Source organism: Promicromonospora soli (assembly GCF_014653785.1).
In the GTDB taxonomy this organism is placed as follows: Bacteria; Actinomycetota; Actinomycetes; order Actinomycetales; family Cellulomonadaceae; genus Promicromonospora; species Promicromonospora soli.
In genome coordinates this window covers 1-16,900 of record NZ_BNAS01000006.1, presented here as the reverse complement: position 1 = coordinate 16,900, position 16,900 = coordinate 1, and the positions used below count along the sequence as shown (strand labels likewise).

Sequence of the window (16,900 nt, the reverse complement as noted above, 5' to 3'; positions counted from 1 at the left end):
CTCTCCTAGCCGATGAGTCGCAGGTCGGTGATGGTCCCGCGCGCGACGAGCATCACGTACAGATCCGTGAGGATGAGCGTGGCGAGCGTGATCCACGCGAAGAACTGGTGCCGCGCGTTGAGCGCGGAGATCTTGGTCCAGAGCCAGTAGCGAACCGGATGCTTCGAGAAGTGCGTGAGCCGGCCGCCCATCACGTGCCGGCACGAGTGGCACGACGCCGTGTAGCACCACAGCAGGGCGACGTTCCCAAGCAGCACGAGGTTGCCGACGCCGACGACGAACCCGTCAGTGGGATGCCGGAAGGCGACTATCGCGTCGTAGGTGTTGATGACCGAGATGACCACCGCGACATAGAAGAAGTACCGGTGGACGTTCTGCATGATCAGCGGGAAGCGCGTCTCGCCCGTGTACGTCGCGTGCGGCTCCGGCACCGCGCAGGCGGCGGGCGCCAGCACGAACGACCGGTAGTACGCCTTGCGGTAGTAGTAGCAGGTCAGCCGGAACAGCAGCAGGAACGGCAGGCTGAGCGCCGCGTACGGGATGAGCGGGTGGTCGGGGATGAACATCCCGAAGTGCGCGGAGCCCGGCTCCGACGCGCACCCGAGCGACACGCAGGGCGAGTAGAACGGCGTCAGGTAGCGCTCGTCCGCGAAGAAGTACTGCTGCTGGAACGCCCGCACCCCGCCGTACACGAGGAAGATCAGCAGGCCGATCGTGGTCGCCGTCGGCGGCAGCCACCACCGGTCCGTCCGCAGCGTGCGCGCCCCGACCGCAGCTCGCCCCGGACTGTTGACACCTCGCGCGTCGACTCCTCGGGCGGTCGTGGTCACGACCGGTCGCCGTGGTAGCCGCCGAGGCCCTCGTCGTCAGCGTCGCTGAACATCGTCTCGTCCAGCGGCGTGTCGGGGATGACGACGTGCTCCGGAATCCGACCGGGGAGGCCCGGTTGCCGGAGGGGCTCGGCCGAGGCGAGCTCGCTCGCGTCGATCTCGAGCCGCTCGAGATCGTTGATGAGCCGGCGGACCTCGGGCGCGTCGCCGAAAGCGTTGCGCACCCCGGCGACGCTGTGGCGCAGCTGCTCGATCGAGCGGCGAAGCGTCGCGAATTCGGTGTTCGTCATTCGGCAACCCCCCTTGGCGACGCGCCTCACGCCGGTGTGAGGTGCGTCACCACAGACTCTGCCGTGAACACCCGGGTTAGGCAAGGGCGGCGCGCGCACCGCGTTCCTGTTGGGCGCGCAGCAGGATGAGAGCGGCCACCGCGGCGGCGGCCTCCCCCGCCGAGAGGCCGATCCACACCCCGGGTCCGCCGAACGTTCCCAGGAGCAGCAGCAGCGGGATCTTGATCACCAGGAGCGTGCCCAGCGAGAGCGCGTACGACGGGCGCGCCTGGCCGAGCGCCTGGAAGTAGCTCGAGACCATCGGCGTGACGCCGGAGAAGACGAGCCCGGCGGCGATGATGCGCACGGCGGTGACGCTCGCGGTCGCAACGGGGCCGTCGTCGACGAAGAGGCCGACCAGTGGTTCGGCGAGCAGAGCGAGCGCGGCGGCCGCGGCGGCGCCGTAGCCGACCGTGGCCCGTAGTGCCAGCACGCGGGCGCGCCGCACCCGCGGCCAGAGCTGCGCGCCGGCGTTGTACCCGGCGACCGGCTGCAGACCCTGCGCGATGCCCATGTGGGGCATGGCGGCGAAGGTCTGCAGCCTGGACGCGACGGCGAACGCGGCCAGCGCGACGGCGCCGCCCGTGGCGGCGAGCCGGTTGTTCGCGAGCACGACGAGCAGGGTCGCGCCGAATCCCGCGAGGAACGAGGGCGCCCCGATCGTGATGACGGCGGCGATCGTGGCCAGGTGCGGGCGCAGCTGCTTCAGGCCGACCCGGTACGGGCGCCGCCTCTGGACGAAGAAGAACCACAGGCTCATCCCGGTGGAGAGGGACTGTCCTCCGACCGTTCCCAGCGCGGCGCCGCGCACGCCCATGTCCAGGCCGAAGACCAGCAGCGGATCGAGCGTCATCTGCACGAGGATCGGCCCTACCCACAGCATCGTCGAGAAGGCCATCCGCCCTTCGGCCCGCACTAGCGCCGAGAAGCCCGTGGCCGAGAATGCCCCGAGCAGCAGGACCACCGCATAGTCACGGGCGTACCCGCGTACCTCGCCGTGCGCGCCGAGGACGGTGAGCAGCGGTTCGAGTGCCGCCAGCCCGGCCACCATCACCACGAGCGCGGTCACCCAGAAGACGACGAACGTGTTGCCCGCGGCGCGCCCGGCGCCCCCGGAATCGCCGGCACCGAGCCGCCGCGAGACCAGCGACGCGCCGCCGACGCCGACGGTGGTGCCGACAGCACCCAGGATCAGCAGGACGGGCGCGACGAGGTTGACCGCCGCCAGCGCGTCCGGCCCGACACCGCGGGCGACGAACCAGGCATTCGTGAGGGCGTAGATGCCGTACACACCCACCGACAAGGTCGTCTGCGAGCAGGCGTGCCACAGCAGGCGCCCGACGGGGCGCACGCCCAGGGCGGTCGCCTGCTCGGAGGACTGTCTCTCCGTCACGCAGTCGGGCGCCCACGCGTCAGTGCGGTCATGACCTCGTCGACGCGCTCGCGGGCCCAGTCGTACTGGCCGGGGTCGGTGTGGCCGCGATAGACGGTCTCGATGGTCATGATGAGAGCGAGGTGCAGCGTGTAGAGCTGGCGACGGATCTCCTCGGGCCCGGTGAGCGGCCCACGGCCGTACCCCCGCGCGAAGGCCGTGGCGTCGCCGAACGCCGACGTCAGGAGCCCGGCGAACCCGACCTCGATGAGCGGGTCGCCGAAGAATGCGCGCTCGTGATCGATGATGCACACGATCTCTCCGTCGCGGACCAGCGCGTTGCCGTCCCACAGGTCCCACTCGACGTAGCGCGGCTCGGTGGCTTCGTCGAGCAGGTGTTCGTGCGCGGTCAGCACCGCCCGGATCTCGTCGTACGGCCGGCCGAGCTCGACGCCCCGGCGGCGGCCGTCGTCGAGCACGCCGTCGAACATCGCGGTGAACGCGGCGCGCCAGGTCGGGTAGGTGGGTGCGGTGATGGGGCCGAACGCCGGGCCGAGGATCGTGTTGAGCTCGCGGTTCGCGGCGCCGAGCGCGGCCTTGTATCGCTCGAGGTCGGAGGTGCCGAGCTCGTCCCTGACGACGCCCAGATTGTCGGCGGCGACGTACGGCATGAAGAAGTAGTCGACGTCGACGAGGTCGTGGTCCAGGTCGGCGTAGTCGACCGTCGGGACGGGCACGCCGGTGTGGGCGGAGACGAGACGCAGCGCCTCCAGCTCCGTCCGCATCGCTCGATGCTCGTACGTCATGACCTCGACGTCGGGCGGCGGGGCGATCTTCAGTGCGACCTGACGCCCGTCCGCGAGAGTGAGCTTGTAGACGACGTTGAACCAGCCGTGCCCCAGCTCCTCGACCCAGGTTTCCCCGTCCGGGACGGCGTCAGGGCCGTAGGCGCGCGCCACCATGGCGCGGAGCGTGTCCAGGGACTGGCGGTTCTTGGTGATGCTCTCCACGAGGCCCAGGCTAGAGCAGGGTCACCAGCGCCGGCCCTGGCGCGCGACGGAGTCCATGCCCCAGCGCACCGCACGCACTGCCACTGACCCGGCGGGCCCGCCGAGGACGCGGCTGAACCGGGTGTCGACCTCCAGCTGCTCGCGAGCCCAGGACGGCAGCAGCGTCACCGCCCCCGCCGCGAGCAGGCGGTAGGGGCCGCGCGCGGGCCAGGGCAGCGGCGGCTCGCGCAGCAGGAAGCGGGCGGCGTCGAGGGCCGCGGGTGTGGCCTCCAGCTCGCCGCGGTAGGACTCGATGCGGTCGGCCAGCTCGGCGACCGTCTCCGGGACGACCTCGGCGCCGAGGGCGCGGGCGACGCGACCCGACTGGGCGACGTACTCGTCGGCCTCGTCCGTGGTGAGCGCCTTCTCGCCGTAGCGCTGGTGGGCGGCCAGGAACGAGTCGGCCTCCGCGACGTGCACCCAGCTGAGCAGGTGGGGGTCGCTCGCGCGGTACGGGCGGCCGTCGGGAGCCTTGCCCCGCACCCGTTCGTGGACGGCGCGCACGCGGTCGACCATCTCCTGGGCGTGCTCCGCGGTCGCGAACGTCGTGTAGCCGAGGAACGTCGAGGTGCGGGCGAGGCGCCCCCACGGATCTCCGCGGTACCCGGAGTGCCCGGCGACACCCGCCATCGCGAGCGGGTGCAGCGACTGCAGCAGCAGCGCCCGCAGCCCTCCCACGAAGGTCGCCGAGTCGCCGTGGACCCGGCGGATGGGACTCTCGGGGGCGAACCAGCGAGGGCCGGGTGTGAGGTGGATCCGGTCCCGCTCCTCGTACCCGCCGGGCCCGGCGATGCGCATGAAGAGCGCGTCGCCCACCCGGGCACGCAGACGTTCGACAGGGCTCGTGACAACCGGCATACCGCCAGTATCCGCCCCGCGCGGCCGACGCCGGAGACTACGCGGGGATCGGCCGCGGCCAGTGCGTGATCCGGGGCGCGCCCTCCAGCTCGGCGGGTGCCACGGCGACGGCGACGTATCCGGGCAGGGGCGGCCGGAGCTCGTGGACCACGACGTCCCCCCGTTCCGGCGTCCCGGCCTTGAACATCGCTTCTCTGGTCGCCCACCCGTGACCGTCCGCCGGGTCGGCGAGGTCGCCGAGCCGCTGCACGTCCACGCCGACCGGCCCACGTGGGACCAGCGCGACCACGGCCAGCAGTCCGGAGTGCGAGACGGAGACCGAGGGGGCCGGTGTGCCGTGGCTCACGATCCGAGGGGCGCCGTGCGGGCCGCCGCACTCGGCGCAGGTACGATCCACCACGACCTCGGCCGGCGCGATCCCGAGGTAGGATCCGACCGCCACACGAAGCATCGCCGCGCTGATCAGGGACCGGCCCCGGTCCGCGGAGCGCTCGAGCGACTCCACCCGGGCGCGCTCACCGGCGTCGAGCATCCCGAGCAGATCACGGTCCGCCGCAGCCAGCGAGGACCACCAGATCTCGAGGATCACGGCTTTCACCTCTTGTCAAACACACGGGCAAGTTAGGTTAGCATTTCCTACGTGCTGACCGCCCTTTCGCCCGCTGTGGCCCCGAGCCGTGGCACCCTTTCGTCGGCCGACGAGGCGCTGACCGGGCGGCTCGCTCTGCTCACCGCTTCGGGCGAGGGCCTCTCCCACGAGGAGCTCTGGCGCACGGTCGCCGACGTGGCCGGCCGGCTGCCGGACGTCGCCGACGGCCGGCGGCTCGTGCACCTGCCGCTGCGACCGGACCTCGCCAGCGTGACGGCGTACCTGGCCACGCTCCAGGCGGGCCACGTCGCGCTCGTCACGCCCGACGACGCCCGCACGGGCAAGATCCTGGACCGGTACCTGCCGGACGTCATGGCGACCGGGGACCCGGAGCGACCGTTCGAGACGCTCACGCCGGCTCCCCGCCATCTCCTGCATCCGGACCTCGCCCTCCTGCTGAGCACCTCGGGCAGCACCGGTTCGCCGAAGCTGGTCCGGCTGTCCCGGCAGAACGTCCGCAGCAATGCCCTGGCGATCGCCGAGGCACTGCGGCTCACCGAGGACGACCGGGCGATCACCAGCCTTCCCCTCCACTACTGCTTCGGGCTCTCGGTGCTGCACTCGCACCTGGTCGCGGGCGGCTCGGTGGTCCTGAACGAGGGATCGGTCCTGGGCGAGGAGCTGTGGAACGCGGTCGACGAGCTGGGCGTCACAACGATGGCGGTCGTGCCGCACACGGTGGAGCTCCTCGAGTCCACCGGAGCGCTCGAACGGCCACACGCTTCGCTGCGCCTGCTCGCCCAGGCTGGAGGGCGGATGCATCCCGACCGCGTCCTGCGCACCGCCGCGCTGGGCCGGCGGCAGGGGTGGGAGCTCGCCGTGATGTACGGCCAGACGGAGGCTACTGCCCGCATCTGCGTGCTCGACCCGGCCCTCGTGGCGGACAACCCGGACGCCGTCGGGCGGCCGGTGGCCGGGACGTCCCTGCACCTCGACACGACCGTGCCCGAGGCGTCCGACGGGTCCGGCGAGGTCGTGGTGCGCGGTCCCGGCGTGATGATGGGCTACGCCGAGCACGTGGACGACCTCGCGCTCGGTGCGATGCTGTCCGAGCTGCGGACCGGAGACCTCGGACGGATCGGTCCGGACGGCCTGCTGCGCCTGGTCGGACGCCGGTCGGGGTTCGTCAAGGTCATGGGACTGCGGATCGACCTGAACATGGTCGAGTCGGCGCTGGATGCACTCGGGTACGTCGCGTGCGTCGGCGGCGACGACGCGGGCCTGACCGTGGCGGTCGAACCGGCTCCGGGCGCGGTACCCGTCGAGACGGCTGCGCTCGTCCGGCGCCTCGCCGGCGAAGCCTCGGGGCTCTCCCCCGCGTCGGTCGCCGTCGCCGTCGCCGAGCTGACCCGGCTGCCCAACGGCAAGGTCGACCGGCTCGCCTGCGCCGCTCTGGTCCGCCGTGAGCAGCCGCACCAGCAGCCCCGCGAGCAGAGCTCGCAGGGCGCCGTCGTGCCCGCCGACACCAGCCCGACGCTCGCGACGGGCGTCGCCCGAGCCGTGGGCGATGTGCTCGGGCTCGACGCCGTCGACCTCGGTCGCAGCTTCGTCCAGCACGGCGGTGACTCGCTCAGCCACGCGCAGGCGTCCGTCGGGCTCGAGAAGCTCGTCGGCCCGCTGCCCGTGGGCTGGCACCACCGCCCGCTCGGCGAGATCGTCGAGCAGGCGCGCCCCGTCCACGACCTGCCGGGCACCACCGCCGTCGACGGCGCACGCGGACGCGGGCGCTGGTGGCGCAGCCGCAGCGTGGAGACGTCGGTCCTGCTCCGCGCGATCGCCGTCGTGATCATCTGCGGCTCCCACGCCGACCTCTTCAGCATCCTGGGCGGGGCGCACACCCTGCTCGCGGTGGCCGGCTTCAACGCCGCCCGGTTCGGCCTGTCGATGCCAACGGCGCGCGGCCGCTGGCGGGCGAGCCTACGCACGCTGGTCGGTATCGCGGTGCCCACGGTCGCGGTCGCACTGTTCGGCATGATCGCCCAGGACCGCTACGGGTGGGCCAACATCCTGCTCGTCAACTGGATCTTCGGCGACGTCGCCTACGGGTTCCGCAACGAGCTGTGGTTCGTCGACGCGCTGATCGCGTGCACGCTCACCCTCGCCGCCATCCTCGCCGTGCCCTGGGTGGGACGCGCCTGGCGGCTGCAGCCGTGGCGCGTCGCGGCCGCCGTCGCGGTCGTCGCCCTGGTGCCCCGCTTCCTTGTCCTGTCCCTCGGTGAGGGCGTGCTGCGCGGGATCATGCCGACGACGTTCTGGCTCTTCGCGGTCGGAGCCGCCGTCGCGTATGCCGACACCCGCCGGCGCCGCATGCTCACGCTCGCCATCGCCGTCGTCGGCGGGGCGACCTTCTTCCCCGACGACCTCGTGCGCAACGCCACCATCCTCGCCGGCATCGCGCTGCTGACGTTCGTGCCCAAGGTGCGCCTTCCCGCCTGGGCCGTGCCCCTGGTCGGCCTGCTCGCGTCGGCCTCCCTGTACGTCTACCTGGTCCAGTTCCCGATCCTCGGCCTGGTCCCCGACGCCCTCGGCGCCCTCGGCGCCACCCTCGCCGCGCTCGCCGCCGGCTGCATCATCTGGCGCGTCGCCGACCAACCCGTGCGGCGGCTGCAGGACCTGCTGCTCCGACCGAACCGCTGAAGACCCCATGCCTGAAGACCCCCTGAGACGAGAGACTCCCGTGCCCCAGAGACGACACCTCGGCGCCGCCGCCGTGCTCACCCTGACCCTGCCCCTGGCGCTCGCCGCCTGCGGCGGCGGCGGATCGGGCGAGGACGCCTTCGAGGCGGACCCCGACGCTCTGCAGATCTACTCCTCCCAGCACCGCAACGTCACCGAGGCGTGGGCGCAGGCGTTCACCGATGAGACCGGCATCAAGACCCAGGTTCGCGAGGGCCAGGACGCCTCGATGGGGCACATGATCGTCGAGGAGGGCGACGCTTCGCCGGCCGACGTCTTCCTGACGGAGAACTCTCCGGCGATGACCATCGTGGAGCGGGCGGGCCTCCTCGCGCCGGTGGACCAGGAGACCGTGGCGCAGGTCGGCGACGGCATGGCGCCGTCGTCCGGGCAGTGGACGGCGATCGCGGCCCGGTCGACCGTGCTCGTCTACAACACGGACTTGATCAGCGAGGACGAGCTCCCGACGTCGATCATGGACCTCGCCGAACCCGAGTGGGCGGGCCGGTGGGGCGCGGCGCCCGGAGGCGCGGACTTCCAGGCCATCGTGGCCGGCATGCTGTCCGACCAGGGCGAGCAGGAGACCCAGGCCTGGCTCGACGCCCTGGCCGACAACGCCGAGGTCTATCAGAACAACATCGCCACGATGCAGGCCGTCAACGCCGGCGAGGTCCCGGTCGGGATCATGTACCACTACTACTGGTACCGCGACCAGGCGGGCGACAAGGAGGGCAGCGCGAACACGAAGCTGCACTACTTCGGCAACCAGGACCCGGGCGCGTTCGTCAGCCTGTCGGCGGGCGGCGTGCTCGCCTCCTCGGACATGGCGGACAAGGCCCAGCAGTTCCTGTCCTACGTGACGAGCTCGGAGGGCCAGCAGGTGCTGGTCGACAGCGGGTCGATGGAGTACGCGGTCGGCACCGGGGTCGAGTCCGACCCGGCACTGCCGCCGCTGACCAGCCTCGACGCTCCGCCGGTCGACCCGTTCACCCTCAACTCCGACGACGTGGTCACGATGATGACGGATGCCGGCATCCTTTAGGGCGCAGAGTGTCGGCGCGCGCAGCCTCGGCGCGCGCGGCGTCGCCGTGGCCGCGGCCCTGGTCGCCGCACTCACGCTCCTGCCGCTGCTCGTGGTCGTCCCCGACGCGCTCTCCGCCGACCCGGGCGAGGCTGCGAGCTACCTGCTGCGCCCCCGCGTGGGCGAGCTGCTCACGAACACCGGGATGCTGTTCGTCGTCACGGTGCCGGCCACCGTCGTCGTGGGCGTGGCCGCCGCCTGGCTCGTCGAGCGCACCGCGCTGCCCGGGGCCGGAGTGTGGCGCACGCTGCTCCTGGCCCCGCTGGCGGTGCCCTCGTTCGTCAGCGCGTACGCCTGGGTGACCGTGGCACCGTGGCTCGACGGCTTCGGCGGCGCGGCGCTGGTCACCACGCTGGCGTACTTCCCCTTCGTGTTCCTCCCGGTGGCGGCCCTGCTGCGGACGCTGGACCCCGGCGACGAGGAAGCGGCCCGCTCCCTCGGCCTCTCACCGGCCGCCGCCGTCGTGCGCACCGTGCTGCCGCGCCTGCGGCCCGCGCTGAGCGGCGGGGCGCTGCTGGTCGCGCTCCACCTCCTGGCCGAGTACGGCGTGCTGGAGATGATGCGCTTCCAGACCTTCACCACCGCGATCATGCAGCAGTACGCCGTGGGGTTCAGCGACACGTCCAGCAGCCTGCTCGCCTCGGTGCTGCTCACGCTCTGCCTGGTGGCGCTCGTGCTCGACCTGCTGGCCCGGGGCCGTCACCGGGTGGCCCGGGTCGGGTCGGGCGTCCAGCGGCGCGCCGTGCCCGCCGTCCTCGGCGGCTGGACGACCCCAGCACTCGTCTTCCTCGCCGCCGTGGTCGCCCTCTCGGTCGCCGTCCCCGTCGCGACCGTGGTCCGGTGGCTGCTCCACGGCATCGCCGAGGGTGACCCGCTCGGCGCCGACCTCCTGCAGGTCACCCTGAGCACCCTCGGTCTCGCCGTGCTGGGCGCCCTGGCGGCCGTCGTCGCCGCCCTGCCCGGCGCCTGGCTGCTGAACCGCCACCGTTCCGGCCTGACCCTGCTTCTCGAGCGGACGACCTTCATCGCGAGCGCGCTCCCCGGCGTCGTCGTCGGGCTGGCCATGGTCACGCTCGCCGTCCGGTGGGCCCGGCCCGTCTACCAGACGGTGGGGCTGATCGTGCTGGCCTACGCGATCCTGTTCCTGCCCCGGGCGATGGTCTCGTTGCGCGCGGGACTCGCCGCCGCACGGCCAGAGCTCTCCGAGGCCGCGCGTTCCCTGGGCCTGAGCGGTCTCGCAGCCTTCGTCCGCGTCGTCCTCCCGCTCGTCGCGCCGTCGGTGCTGACCGCGCTGGTGCTCGTGGCGCTCGCGGTCAACACGGAGCTGACCGCCACGCTCCTGCTGGCCCCCACCGGGACGGACACCCTCGCGCTGGCGTTCTGGCGCGAGGCGAGCGAGCTGGACTACGCGGCCGCGGCACCCTTCGCCGCCGTGATGATCACGATGTCCGTGCCGCTCACGATGTTGCTGCGGCGGCAGATCCTGGAGGAGCGATGAGCGAGCTCAAGATTCTCGGCGTGAGCGCCGGGTACGGCCGGGAGACGGTGCTCGAGGACGTCGACCTCACCGTGGCCGAGGGTACGACGACGGCGGTGCTGGGCGGTTCCGGCAGCGGCAAGACCACGCTCCTGAGGGCGGTCGCCGGCTTCCTGCGGCCCGGGTCGGGCACGATCACCGTCGGGGGCCGGACCGTCGCCGGTCCCGGTACGTGGGTGCCGCCCGAGCGCCGCGGCGTGGGCTACGTCCGCCAGGACGGTGCGCTGTTCCCGCACCTGTCGGTCGCCGGGAACATCGCCTTCGGTCTCCCCTGGCCACGGCGCCGCCACCACGACCGCGTGCTCGAGCTGCTCGACCTCGTCGGCCTGCCCGCCGCGATCGCCGAGCGGCACCCGGCGCAGCTCTCCGGCGGCCAGCAGCAACGCGTAGCCCTGGCCCGCGCGCTCGCCCCACGCCCCGGCCTGATCCTGCTCGACGAGCCGTTCTCCTCGCTGGACACGGCCCTGCGGACAGCGACCCGCGAGGCGACCGCCCAGGCGCTGCGCGCGGCCGGCGCCACGACCATCCTGGTCACTCACGACCAGGGCGAGGCGCTCTCCTTCGCCGACGAGGTTGCCATCCTCCAGGCCGGCCGGTTCCGGCAGGTGGACAGTCCCAGGACCGTCTACCGCGAGCCGGTCGACGCCGAGGTGGCGGAGTTCCTCGGCGACGCGCTGCTCATCGCCGGCAGTGCGGCCGACGGCAGCGTCACCTGTCGGCTCGGCACGCTGCCGGCGCACGGGTACCCCGCCGGCGACGTCGACGTGATGATCCGCCCCGAGCAGCTCACCCTGACCCGCCCCGGAGCCGGCGGGCTGGACGCCGTCGTGCGCGACATCGCCTACTTCGGGCACGACGCCGTCGTCGAGCTGGACCCGGCGGGCGACGAGTCCCGGGACCCGCTTCGCTCCCGCGTCCTCGGGGTGGACGCGCCGGCCCTCGGCGAGCTCGTCGGCGTGAGCGTGGTCGGACGGGTGCGCACCTACCCCCGCGTCCTCGACTGACGAGCCTGCGCAGTCCGCACCGGGCTACGTGGTGGTGTCCTCGCCGACGAGCACGGCAGCCCGACCGGCCTCCAGTCGTGCGATCGGCACCCGGAAGGGTGAGCACGAGACGTCGTCGAGGCCCGCCTGGTGGAAGAAGTGGATCGACTCGGGGTCGCCCCCGTGCTCCCCGCAGACCCCGCAGTGCAGGTCCGGGCGCGCCGACCGGCCGCGCTCGACGCCGATGCGGACGAGCGCCCCGACGCCGTCGGCGTCCAGCGTCTCGAACGGCGAGATGGTCAGCACCCCGTTCTCGAGGTAGTCCGAGAAGAACGCGCCCTCGACGTCGTCGCGCGAGAACCCCCACGTCGTCTGGGTCAGGTCGTTGGTGCCGAACGAGAAGAAGTCCGCCTGGGTCGCGATGCGCTGCGCCGTGAGCGCGGCGCGCGGCAGCTCGATCATGCATCCGATCGGGATCTCGAGCCGCACGCCGCTGCGCTGGGCGACCTCCGCGAGCACCCCCTCCGTCTCGGCCCGCACGAGCTGCATCTCCCGCACCGAGCCGACGAGCGGAACCATGATCTGAGGGAGCGGGACGCGCCCGGCCCGGCGCAGCTCGACGGTAGCCTCGGCGATCGCGCGCACCTGCAGCGCGAACAGCCCCGGCACGGTCAGCCCGAGCCTGACCCCGCGGAGCCCGAGCATCGGGTTCTGCTCGTGGATGCGCCGCACGGCCGCCAGCAGCCGCACGTCGTGCTCGTCAACCCGCCCGCGCTCCTCCGCGAGCGCCACGCGCACCGACAGGTCCGTGAGGTCGGGCAGGAACTCGTGCAGCGGTGGGTCCAGGAGCCGGATCGTCGTGGGCAGGCCGTCCATCGCTTCGAGCAGAGCGGTGAAGTCCGCGCGCTGCAGTGGCAGCAGGCCCGCGAGGGCGGACTGGCGCTCGTCATCGCTGTCGGCGAGGACCACCTGCTCGACGTAGTGGCGGCGCTCGCCGAGGAACTGGTGCTCGGTGCGGCACAGGCCGATGCCCTCGGCGCCGCGGGCGCGGGCGCGGTGGGCGTCGTCGGCGGTGTCGGCGTTGGCGAGCACTCGCAGGCGCCGCACGGAGTCGGCGTGGGTCAGCAGGCGGTGCACGGAGTGCACGACGTCGCGCACCTCGTCGTCGGGCGCGGCCTGCAGGCCGGCGTCGAGCCCGTCGGCGACGTACCGCATGACCGGGGAGTCGACGACGGGCACGTCGCCGCGGAACACCTCGCCCGTCGTGCCGTCGAGCGCGACGACGTCGCCGGGACGCAGCACGACGCCGTCGACGCGTACCTCGCCGTGCGCCTCGTCGACGTCGAGCGCCTCCGCACCGACGACCGCGCACCTGCCCATGCCGCGCGCGACGACGGCGGCGTGCGAGGTCTTGCCGCCGCGGGCGGTGAGGATCCCGTCGGCGACGATCATCCCGGCCAGGTCGTCCGGGTTGGTCTCGCGCCGCACGAGGACGACCTTCGCTCCGGCCTGGGTGCGCGTCAGCGCCTGCGCGTTGTCCAGGACGATCTCGCCCACTGCCGCCCCGGGCGAGGCGCCCAGGCCCCGGGTGAGGAGCGGGGTGTCGGCGGTGCGGTCGAAGCGCGGGAACAGCAGCCGCCCGAGCTGCTCCCCGGTGACGCGGCCGAGCGCCTCGTCGAGGGTGATGAGGTGCTCGTCGACCAGCTGCACGGCGACGCGGAACGCCGCGGCCGCGGTGCGCTTGCCCACCCTGGTCTGCAGCAGCCATAGCCGGCCCCGCTCGATCGTGAACTCGATGTCGCACAGGTCGCGGTAGTGGGTCTCCAGGCGCCGCATCGCCACGACGAGCTCGTCGTACGAGCCCGGGTCGCGCTCGCGCAGGTCGTCGAGCGTCAGCGTGTTGCGGATGCCCGCCACGACGTCCTCCCCCTGGGCGTGGGGCAGGTAGTCGCCGTACGCGCCGGAGTCTCCCGTGGACGGGTCGCGCGTGAACGCGACACCGGTACCCGAGTTCTCACCGAGGTTGCCGAACACCATCGCCACGACGCTGACCGCGGTGCCGAGGTCGTCCGAGATGCGCTCACGACGCCGGTACAGGCGCGCCCGCTCGCTGTTCCACGAGCCGAACACCGCCTCGATGGCCAGGTCGAGCTGCTCCCGGGGGTCCTGCGGGAAGTCGCGGCCGCACGTAGTGCTCACGATCTGGCGGTAGTCGTCCACGAGCCCGCGCAGGTCGTCGGCCGTGAGGTCGACGTCGGACCGGGCGCCGGCCGCGGCCTTGCGGGCCTCGAGCGCCTCGGCGAACGCCCGGGCGTCGACCCCGAGGACCGTGGCGCCGAACATCTGCATGAGGCGCCGGTAGGAGTCCCAGGCGAACCGCTCGTCGCCCGACATGTTGGCCAGGCCGTGCACCGAGGCGTCGGTGAGACCCACGTTGAGGACCGTGTCCATCATCCCGGGCATGGAGTACTTGCCGCCCGAGCGCACCGAGACGAGGAGCGGGTCACGGGGCGCCCCGAGCCGGCGACCGAGCGTGTCCTCGACCTCACGCAGGGCCGTGGTCACCTCGACCCGCAGCCCGGGCGGCACGCGCCCGTCGCGCATGTACGCGCGGCACGCCTCGGTGGTGATGGTGAACCCCGGCGGCACGGGCAGGCCGATGCGGGTCATCTCGGCAAGGTTGGCTCCCTTGCCACCCAGGAGGTCGCGCTGGTCCTTGCCACCCTCGTGGAACCTGTACACGTACTTCGGCATGGTCGTCACCCCGCGTCGGCGGGTGCGCGTCCGCGAGCACCCTGCTTCTCACGCTAACCCTCACCGGTGACGCTTTCCTGCCGCGGCGCCGGGCTCGTCAGCCGACGGCGATGTGGGGGATCTGGTCGATGCGTTCGAGGATGACGCCTTCGCGCAGCGCCCAGGGGCAGATCTCGAGCTCGGTCAGGTCGAAGATGTCCATGCACGCCTCGGCGACGAGCGCACCCGGGACGATCTGGTGCGCACGGCTCGGCGAGACGCCAGGGAGCCGGGCCAGGTCGTCGGGCGTCATGCGGGTCAGCTCGCCGACCCGCTCGCTCAAGGCCTCGAGCGACAGCACCCGGCGCACGAGCGGCCCCTCGCCCGACGGCGCCGCTCCGCAGATCCGCGCGAGGGAGCGGAAGGTCTTCGACGTCGCGGCGGCGCGGTCGGGCCGCCCGGAGCGCAGCAGGCTCCCGGCGTTCTGCGCGATGTCGGCGCGGATGTCGCGGCGCAGGGCGCGCAGCGCCTCGGCGTCGGGCATGACGCGGAAGTGCGTGCGGGCCAGCCGCGCGGCCCCGAGCGGCAGCGACCACGCGGCGTCGGGCGCCTCGTCGACCCCGCCGGCGATCTCGAGGGAACCACCGCCGATGTCGAACACGGCCAGCCGGCCGGCCGACCAGCCGAACCACCGGCGCACCGCCAGGAACGTCAGCCGGGCCTCGTCCTCGCCGGTGAGCACCTCGAGCTGCACCCCGGTGCGCTCGTGCACGGTCTTCAGCACGGCCTCGGAGTTGACGGCGTCGCGCACGGCCGACGTCGCAAAGGCCAGCATCTCCGAGCAGCCCCTGTCCTCCGCGGCGCGTACGGCCTGCGCGGTGAACTCCACGAGGGCGTCGACGCCGGCCTGGCGGACGGCGCCCTGGTCGTCCAGGTGCTCGGCGAGACGCAGCGGCTGCTTGTGCGACGACGCGGGGAGCGGCGCTGCGCCACCGTGGGCGTCGACCACCAGGAGGTGTCCCGTGTTGGAACCGATATCGAGAACGCCCAGACGCATGGGGCAGACGCTACTCGGATCGGGCGATCGCAAGCAGGGCAGTCCACACCTGCGGGATGGCACCGCTGCCCCATATGCCCAGAATTTACCTGTTCGCTACAATAGTTCTACTTTATTGACCTACGGTCAGTTCATGCGGCAACTGCTCGGGCGCCCAGCGCGGCCCGCCCTCCTGGCCCTTTCCCTCGCCTTGGTGCTCTTGGCCCTGGCCTTCGCCCAGGTCGGCGCATCGGCGCCCGGCCATGCGGCCACCCCGATCACCGTCGCGCAGGCGACGTCCACCCAGAACGGCTCGACCGCGACCGTCCGGGGATACGTCGTCGGACAGCCGACCGCTACGAGCACCGTGGTCACCAGCGGCTTCCCCAACGACTACGCGCTGGCCCTCGCCGACACCCCGGGCGAGACCAGCACCGCGCGGATGGTCTACGTCCAGATCCCCACCGCCTTCCGCTCGGGCTACGGCCTGGCGTCCAACCCCAGCCTGATGGGCAAGCAGCTCGACGTCACCGGCGCGCTCTCGGCCTACTTCAGCCACCCGGGGCTCCGGAACGGCACAGCCTTCGCGGTCGTGGGCTCCGGCGGCGGGGACGACGGCGGCGGCCAGGCAGAACCGGCCGGCTACTACGACGCCGCAGCCGGCAGGACCGGTACTGCCCTGCGTTCCGCCCTGCACGGCATCATCGACAACCACACCGGCGTGAGCTACACGACCGTGTGGACGGCGTTGCGCGAGACCGACGAGGACCCGAACAACCCGAACAACGTCATCGAGCTCTACTCGGGCACGTCGATCTCGAAGACCAGCAACGGCGGCGACCCCGACGACTGGAACCGCGAGCACACCTGGGCCCAGAGCCACGGCGACTTCGGCACCGCGACCGGCCCCGGCACCGACCTGCACCACCTGCGGCCCACCGACGTCACCGTCAACTCCACCCGCGGCAACAAGGACTTCGACAACGGCGGGTCGGCCGTCTCCGAGTGCCCGGACTGCTTCACCGACGCCAACTCGTTCGAGCCGGCCGACAACGTCAAGGGCGACGTCGCCCGGATGCTCTTCTACATGGCCGTGCGGTACGAGGGCGACGACGGCTGGCCGAACCTCGAGCTGAACGACTCGTCGTCGAACGGCTCGGTGCCGCTGCACGGGAGGATCACGGTGCTGCTGGCCTGGCACGCGGCCGACCCGGTCTCGGCGACCGAGCGCCGGCGCAACGAGATCATCTACACCGACTGGCAGGGCAACCGGAACCCGTTCATCGACCACCCGGAGTGGGCAGAACAGGTCTGGTGAACTGGCCCGGGGCCGGTCATCCGGTCCCGGGTCCTGGGTATGCCGACGGCCGCCGCGAGGAGTGCTCGCGGCGGTCGCCGGTTCAGCGGACAGGCGCCCAGGAGAGGTCGGCCGGGCGCCTCCGCCTCGGTGTTCGACGCCGGCCGGGTGGCCGGTAGCTGACCGTCCCGCTGCGATGCGGGGTGGGGCAGCCGATCGAGTACCGGCTGCGCGGGACACGCCCGTCCGGTTGGGCGGGCTCGGGTGGTGTGGGCGCGAGGTAGGTATAGGTGTGCCCCGTGGGCGCGACCGTCTCCACCGCGTGCCGGCCGTCGATCTCTGCTGTCTTCTGCCTCCACCCGGGCGCCTGCTTCGCGTGATTGCAGCGCACGCACAGCCCTTGCCCGTTGCCCAGGCTCGTCTCGCCACCCTCAGCAAACGGCGTGACGTGGTCGATGTGCCGCACCGGA

At 72.6% G+C, this 16,900-nt stretch carries 14 protein-coding genes; 5 read left to right on the top strand and 9 right to left on the bottom strand.

The window, feature by feature from the left end:
* Positions 1-5: 5 nt before the first annotated feature.
* From sdhC to IE250_RS18280, 6 genes are all read right to left on the bottom strand, one after another.
* A complete protein-coding gene (gene sdhC, locus IE250_RS18305; protein ID WP_189670751.1) occupies positions 6-830 on the bottom strand; it encodes a succinate dehydrogenase subunit SdhC in 825 nt (274 codons plus the stop codon).
* Complete coding sequence (locus tag IE250_RS18300) at positions 827-1,120, bottom strand: Rv0250c family protein (RefSeq protein ID WP_189670750.1); 294 nt, start codon at positions 1,118-1,120, stop codon at positions 827-829. The genes sdhC and IE250_RS18300 overlap by 4 nt, the downstream gene beginning before the upstream one ends.
* Positions 1,121-1,196: 76 nt before the next feature.
* Entirely contained in the window at positions 1,197-2,552 is a 1,356-nt protein-coding gene (locus IE250_RS18295) for an MATE family efflux transporter (protein ID WP_189670749.1), read from the bottom strand.
* Positions 2,549-3,541, bottom strand: a complete 993-nt coding sequence (locus IE250_RS18290) for a phosphotransferase family protein (RefSeq protein ID WP_189670748.1) — start codon at positions 3,539-3,541, stop codon at positions 2,549-2,551. The genes IE250_RS18295 and IE250_RS18290 overlap by 4 nt, the downstream gene beginning before the upstream one ends.
* A gap of 21 nt (positions 3,542-3,562) precedes the next feature.
* Entirely contained in the window at positions 3,563-4,438 is an 876-nt protein-coding gene (locus IE250_RS18285) for an oxygenase MpaB family protein (protein ID WP_189670747.1), read from the bottom strand.
* Between the two features lie 37 nt (positions 4,439-4,475).
* Positions 4,476-5,027 carry a 4'-phosphopantetheinyl transferase family protein gene (locus IE250_RS18280; protein ID WP_189670746.1) on the bottom strand — a complete coding sequence of 184 codons (552 nt, stop codon included), beginning with the start codon at positions 5,025-5,027 and terminating at the stop codon, positions 4,476-4,478.
* Between the two features lie 51 nt (positions 5,028-5,078).
* Between IE250_RS18280 and IE250_RS18275 the strand changes: the two genes are divergently transcribed.
* Genes IE250_RS18275 through IE250_RS18260 form a run of 4 tightly spaced genes read left to right on the top strand, consistent with a single transcriptional unit; the run spans position 5,079 to position 11,385 of the window.
* Positions 5,079-7,724, top strand: a complete 2,646-nt coding sequence (locus tag IE250_RS18275) for an AMP-binding protein (protein ID WP_189670745.1) — start codon at positions 5,079-5,081, stop codon at positions 7,722-7,724.
* Between the two features lie 40 nt (positions 7,725-7,764).
* The gene (locus tag IE250_RS18270; protein ID WP_229872575.1) at positions 7,765-8,805 is read left to right on the top strand and encodes an extracellular solute-binding protein; all 1,041 of its coding nucleotides are present in this window, start codon (positions 7,765-7,767) and stop codon (positions 8,803-8,805) included.
* Entirely contained in the window at positions 8,789-10,342 is a 1,554-nt protein-coding gene (locus IE250_RS18265) for an ABC transporter permease (RefSeq protein ID WP_189670743.1), read from the top strand. Before IE250_RS18270 ends, IE250_RS18265 begins: the two co-directional genes overlap by 17 nt.
* On the top strand, positions 10,339-11,385 hold the full coding sequence (locus IE250_RS18260; protein WP_189670742.1) for an ABC transporter ATP-binding protein: 1,047 nt from the start codon (positions 10,339-10,341) through the stop codon (positions 11,383-11,385). Before IE250_RS18265 ends, IE250_RS18260 begins: the two co-directional genes overlap by 4 nt.
* Before the next feature lie 24 nt (positions 11,386-11,409).
* On the opposite strand, the gene ppdK is transcribed toward IE250_RS18260, so the two are convergent.
* On the bottom strand, positions 11,410-14,118 hold the full coding sequence (gene ppdK, locus IE250_RS18255) for a pyruvate, phosphate dikinase (protein ID WP_189670741.1): 2,709 nt from the start codon (positions 14,116-14,118) through the stop codon (positions 11,410-11,412).
* Positions 14,119-14,215: 97 nt separating this feature from the next.
* The gene (locus IE250_RS18250; RefSeq protein WP_189670740.1) at positions 14,216-15,154 is read right to left on the bottom strand and encodes a Ppx/GppA family phosphatase; all 939 of its coding nucleotides are present in this window, start codon (positions 15,152-15,154) and stop codon (positions 14,216-14,218) included.
* A gap of 133 nt (positions 15,155-15,287) precedes the next feature.
* Between IE250_RS18250 and IE250_RS18245 the strand changes: the two genes are divergently transcribed.
* Complete coding sequence (locus IE250_RS18245; RefSeq protein WP_189670739.1) at positions 15,288-16,451, top strand: endonuclease; 1,164 nt, start codon at positions 15,288-15,290, stop codon at positions 16,449-16,451.
* Between the two features lie 82 nt (positions 16,452-16,533).
* Here the strand turns inward: IE250_RS18245 and IE250_RS18240 are convergent.
* Positions 16,534-16,900, bottom strand: a 367-nt coding sequence (locus IE250_RS18240) for an HNH endonuclease (protein WP_189670738.1), incomplete at its 5' end; no start/stop codon positions are given.

Bases quoted from the DNA above. Each gene is read 5' to 3' on its own strand.
- IE250_RS18285 (WP_189670747.1), bottom strand. From the start codon at position 4,438: ATGCCGGTTGTCACGAGCCCTGTCGAACGTCTGCGTGCCCGGGTGGGC.
- ppdK (WP_189670741.1), bottom strand. From the start codon at position 14,118: ATGCCGAAGTACGTGTACAGGTTCCACGAGGGTGGCAAGGACCAGCGC.
- IE250_RS18250 (WP_189670740.1), bottom strand. From the start codon at position 15,154: ATGCGTCTGGGCGTTCTCGATATCGGTTCCAACACGGGACACCTCCTG.
- IE250_RS18300 (WP_189670750.1), bottom strand. From the start codon at position 1,120: ATGACGAACACCGAATTCGCGACGCTTCGCCGCTCGATCGAGCAGCTG.
- IE250_RS18245 (WP_189670739.1), top strand. From the start codon at position 15,288: ATGCGGCAACTGCTCGGGCGCCCAGCGCGGCCCGCCCTCCTGGCCCTT.
- IE250_RS18265 (WP_189670743.1), top strand. From the start codon at position 8,789: ATGCCGGCATCCTTTAGGGCGCAGAGTGTCGGCGCGCGCAGCCTCGGC.
- IE250_RS18260 (WP_189670742.1), top strand. From the start codon at position 10,339: ATGAGCGAGCTCAAGATTCTCGGCGTGAGCGCCGGGTACGGCCGGGAG.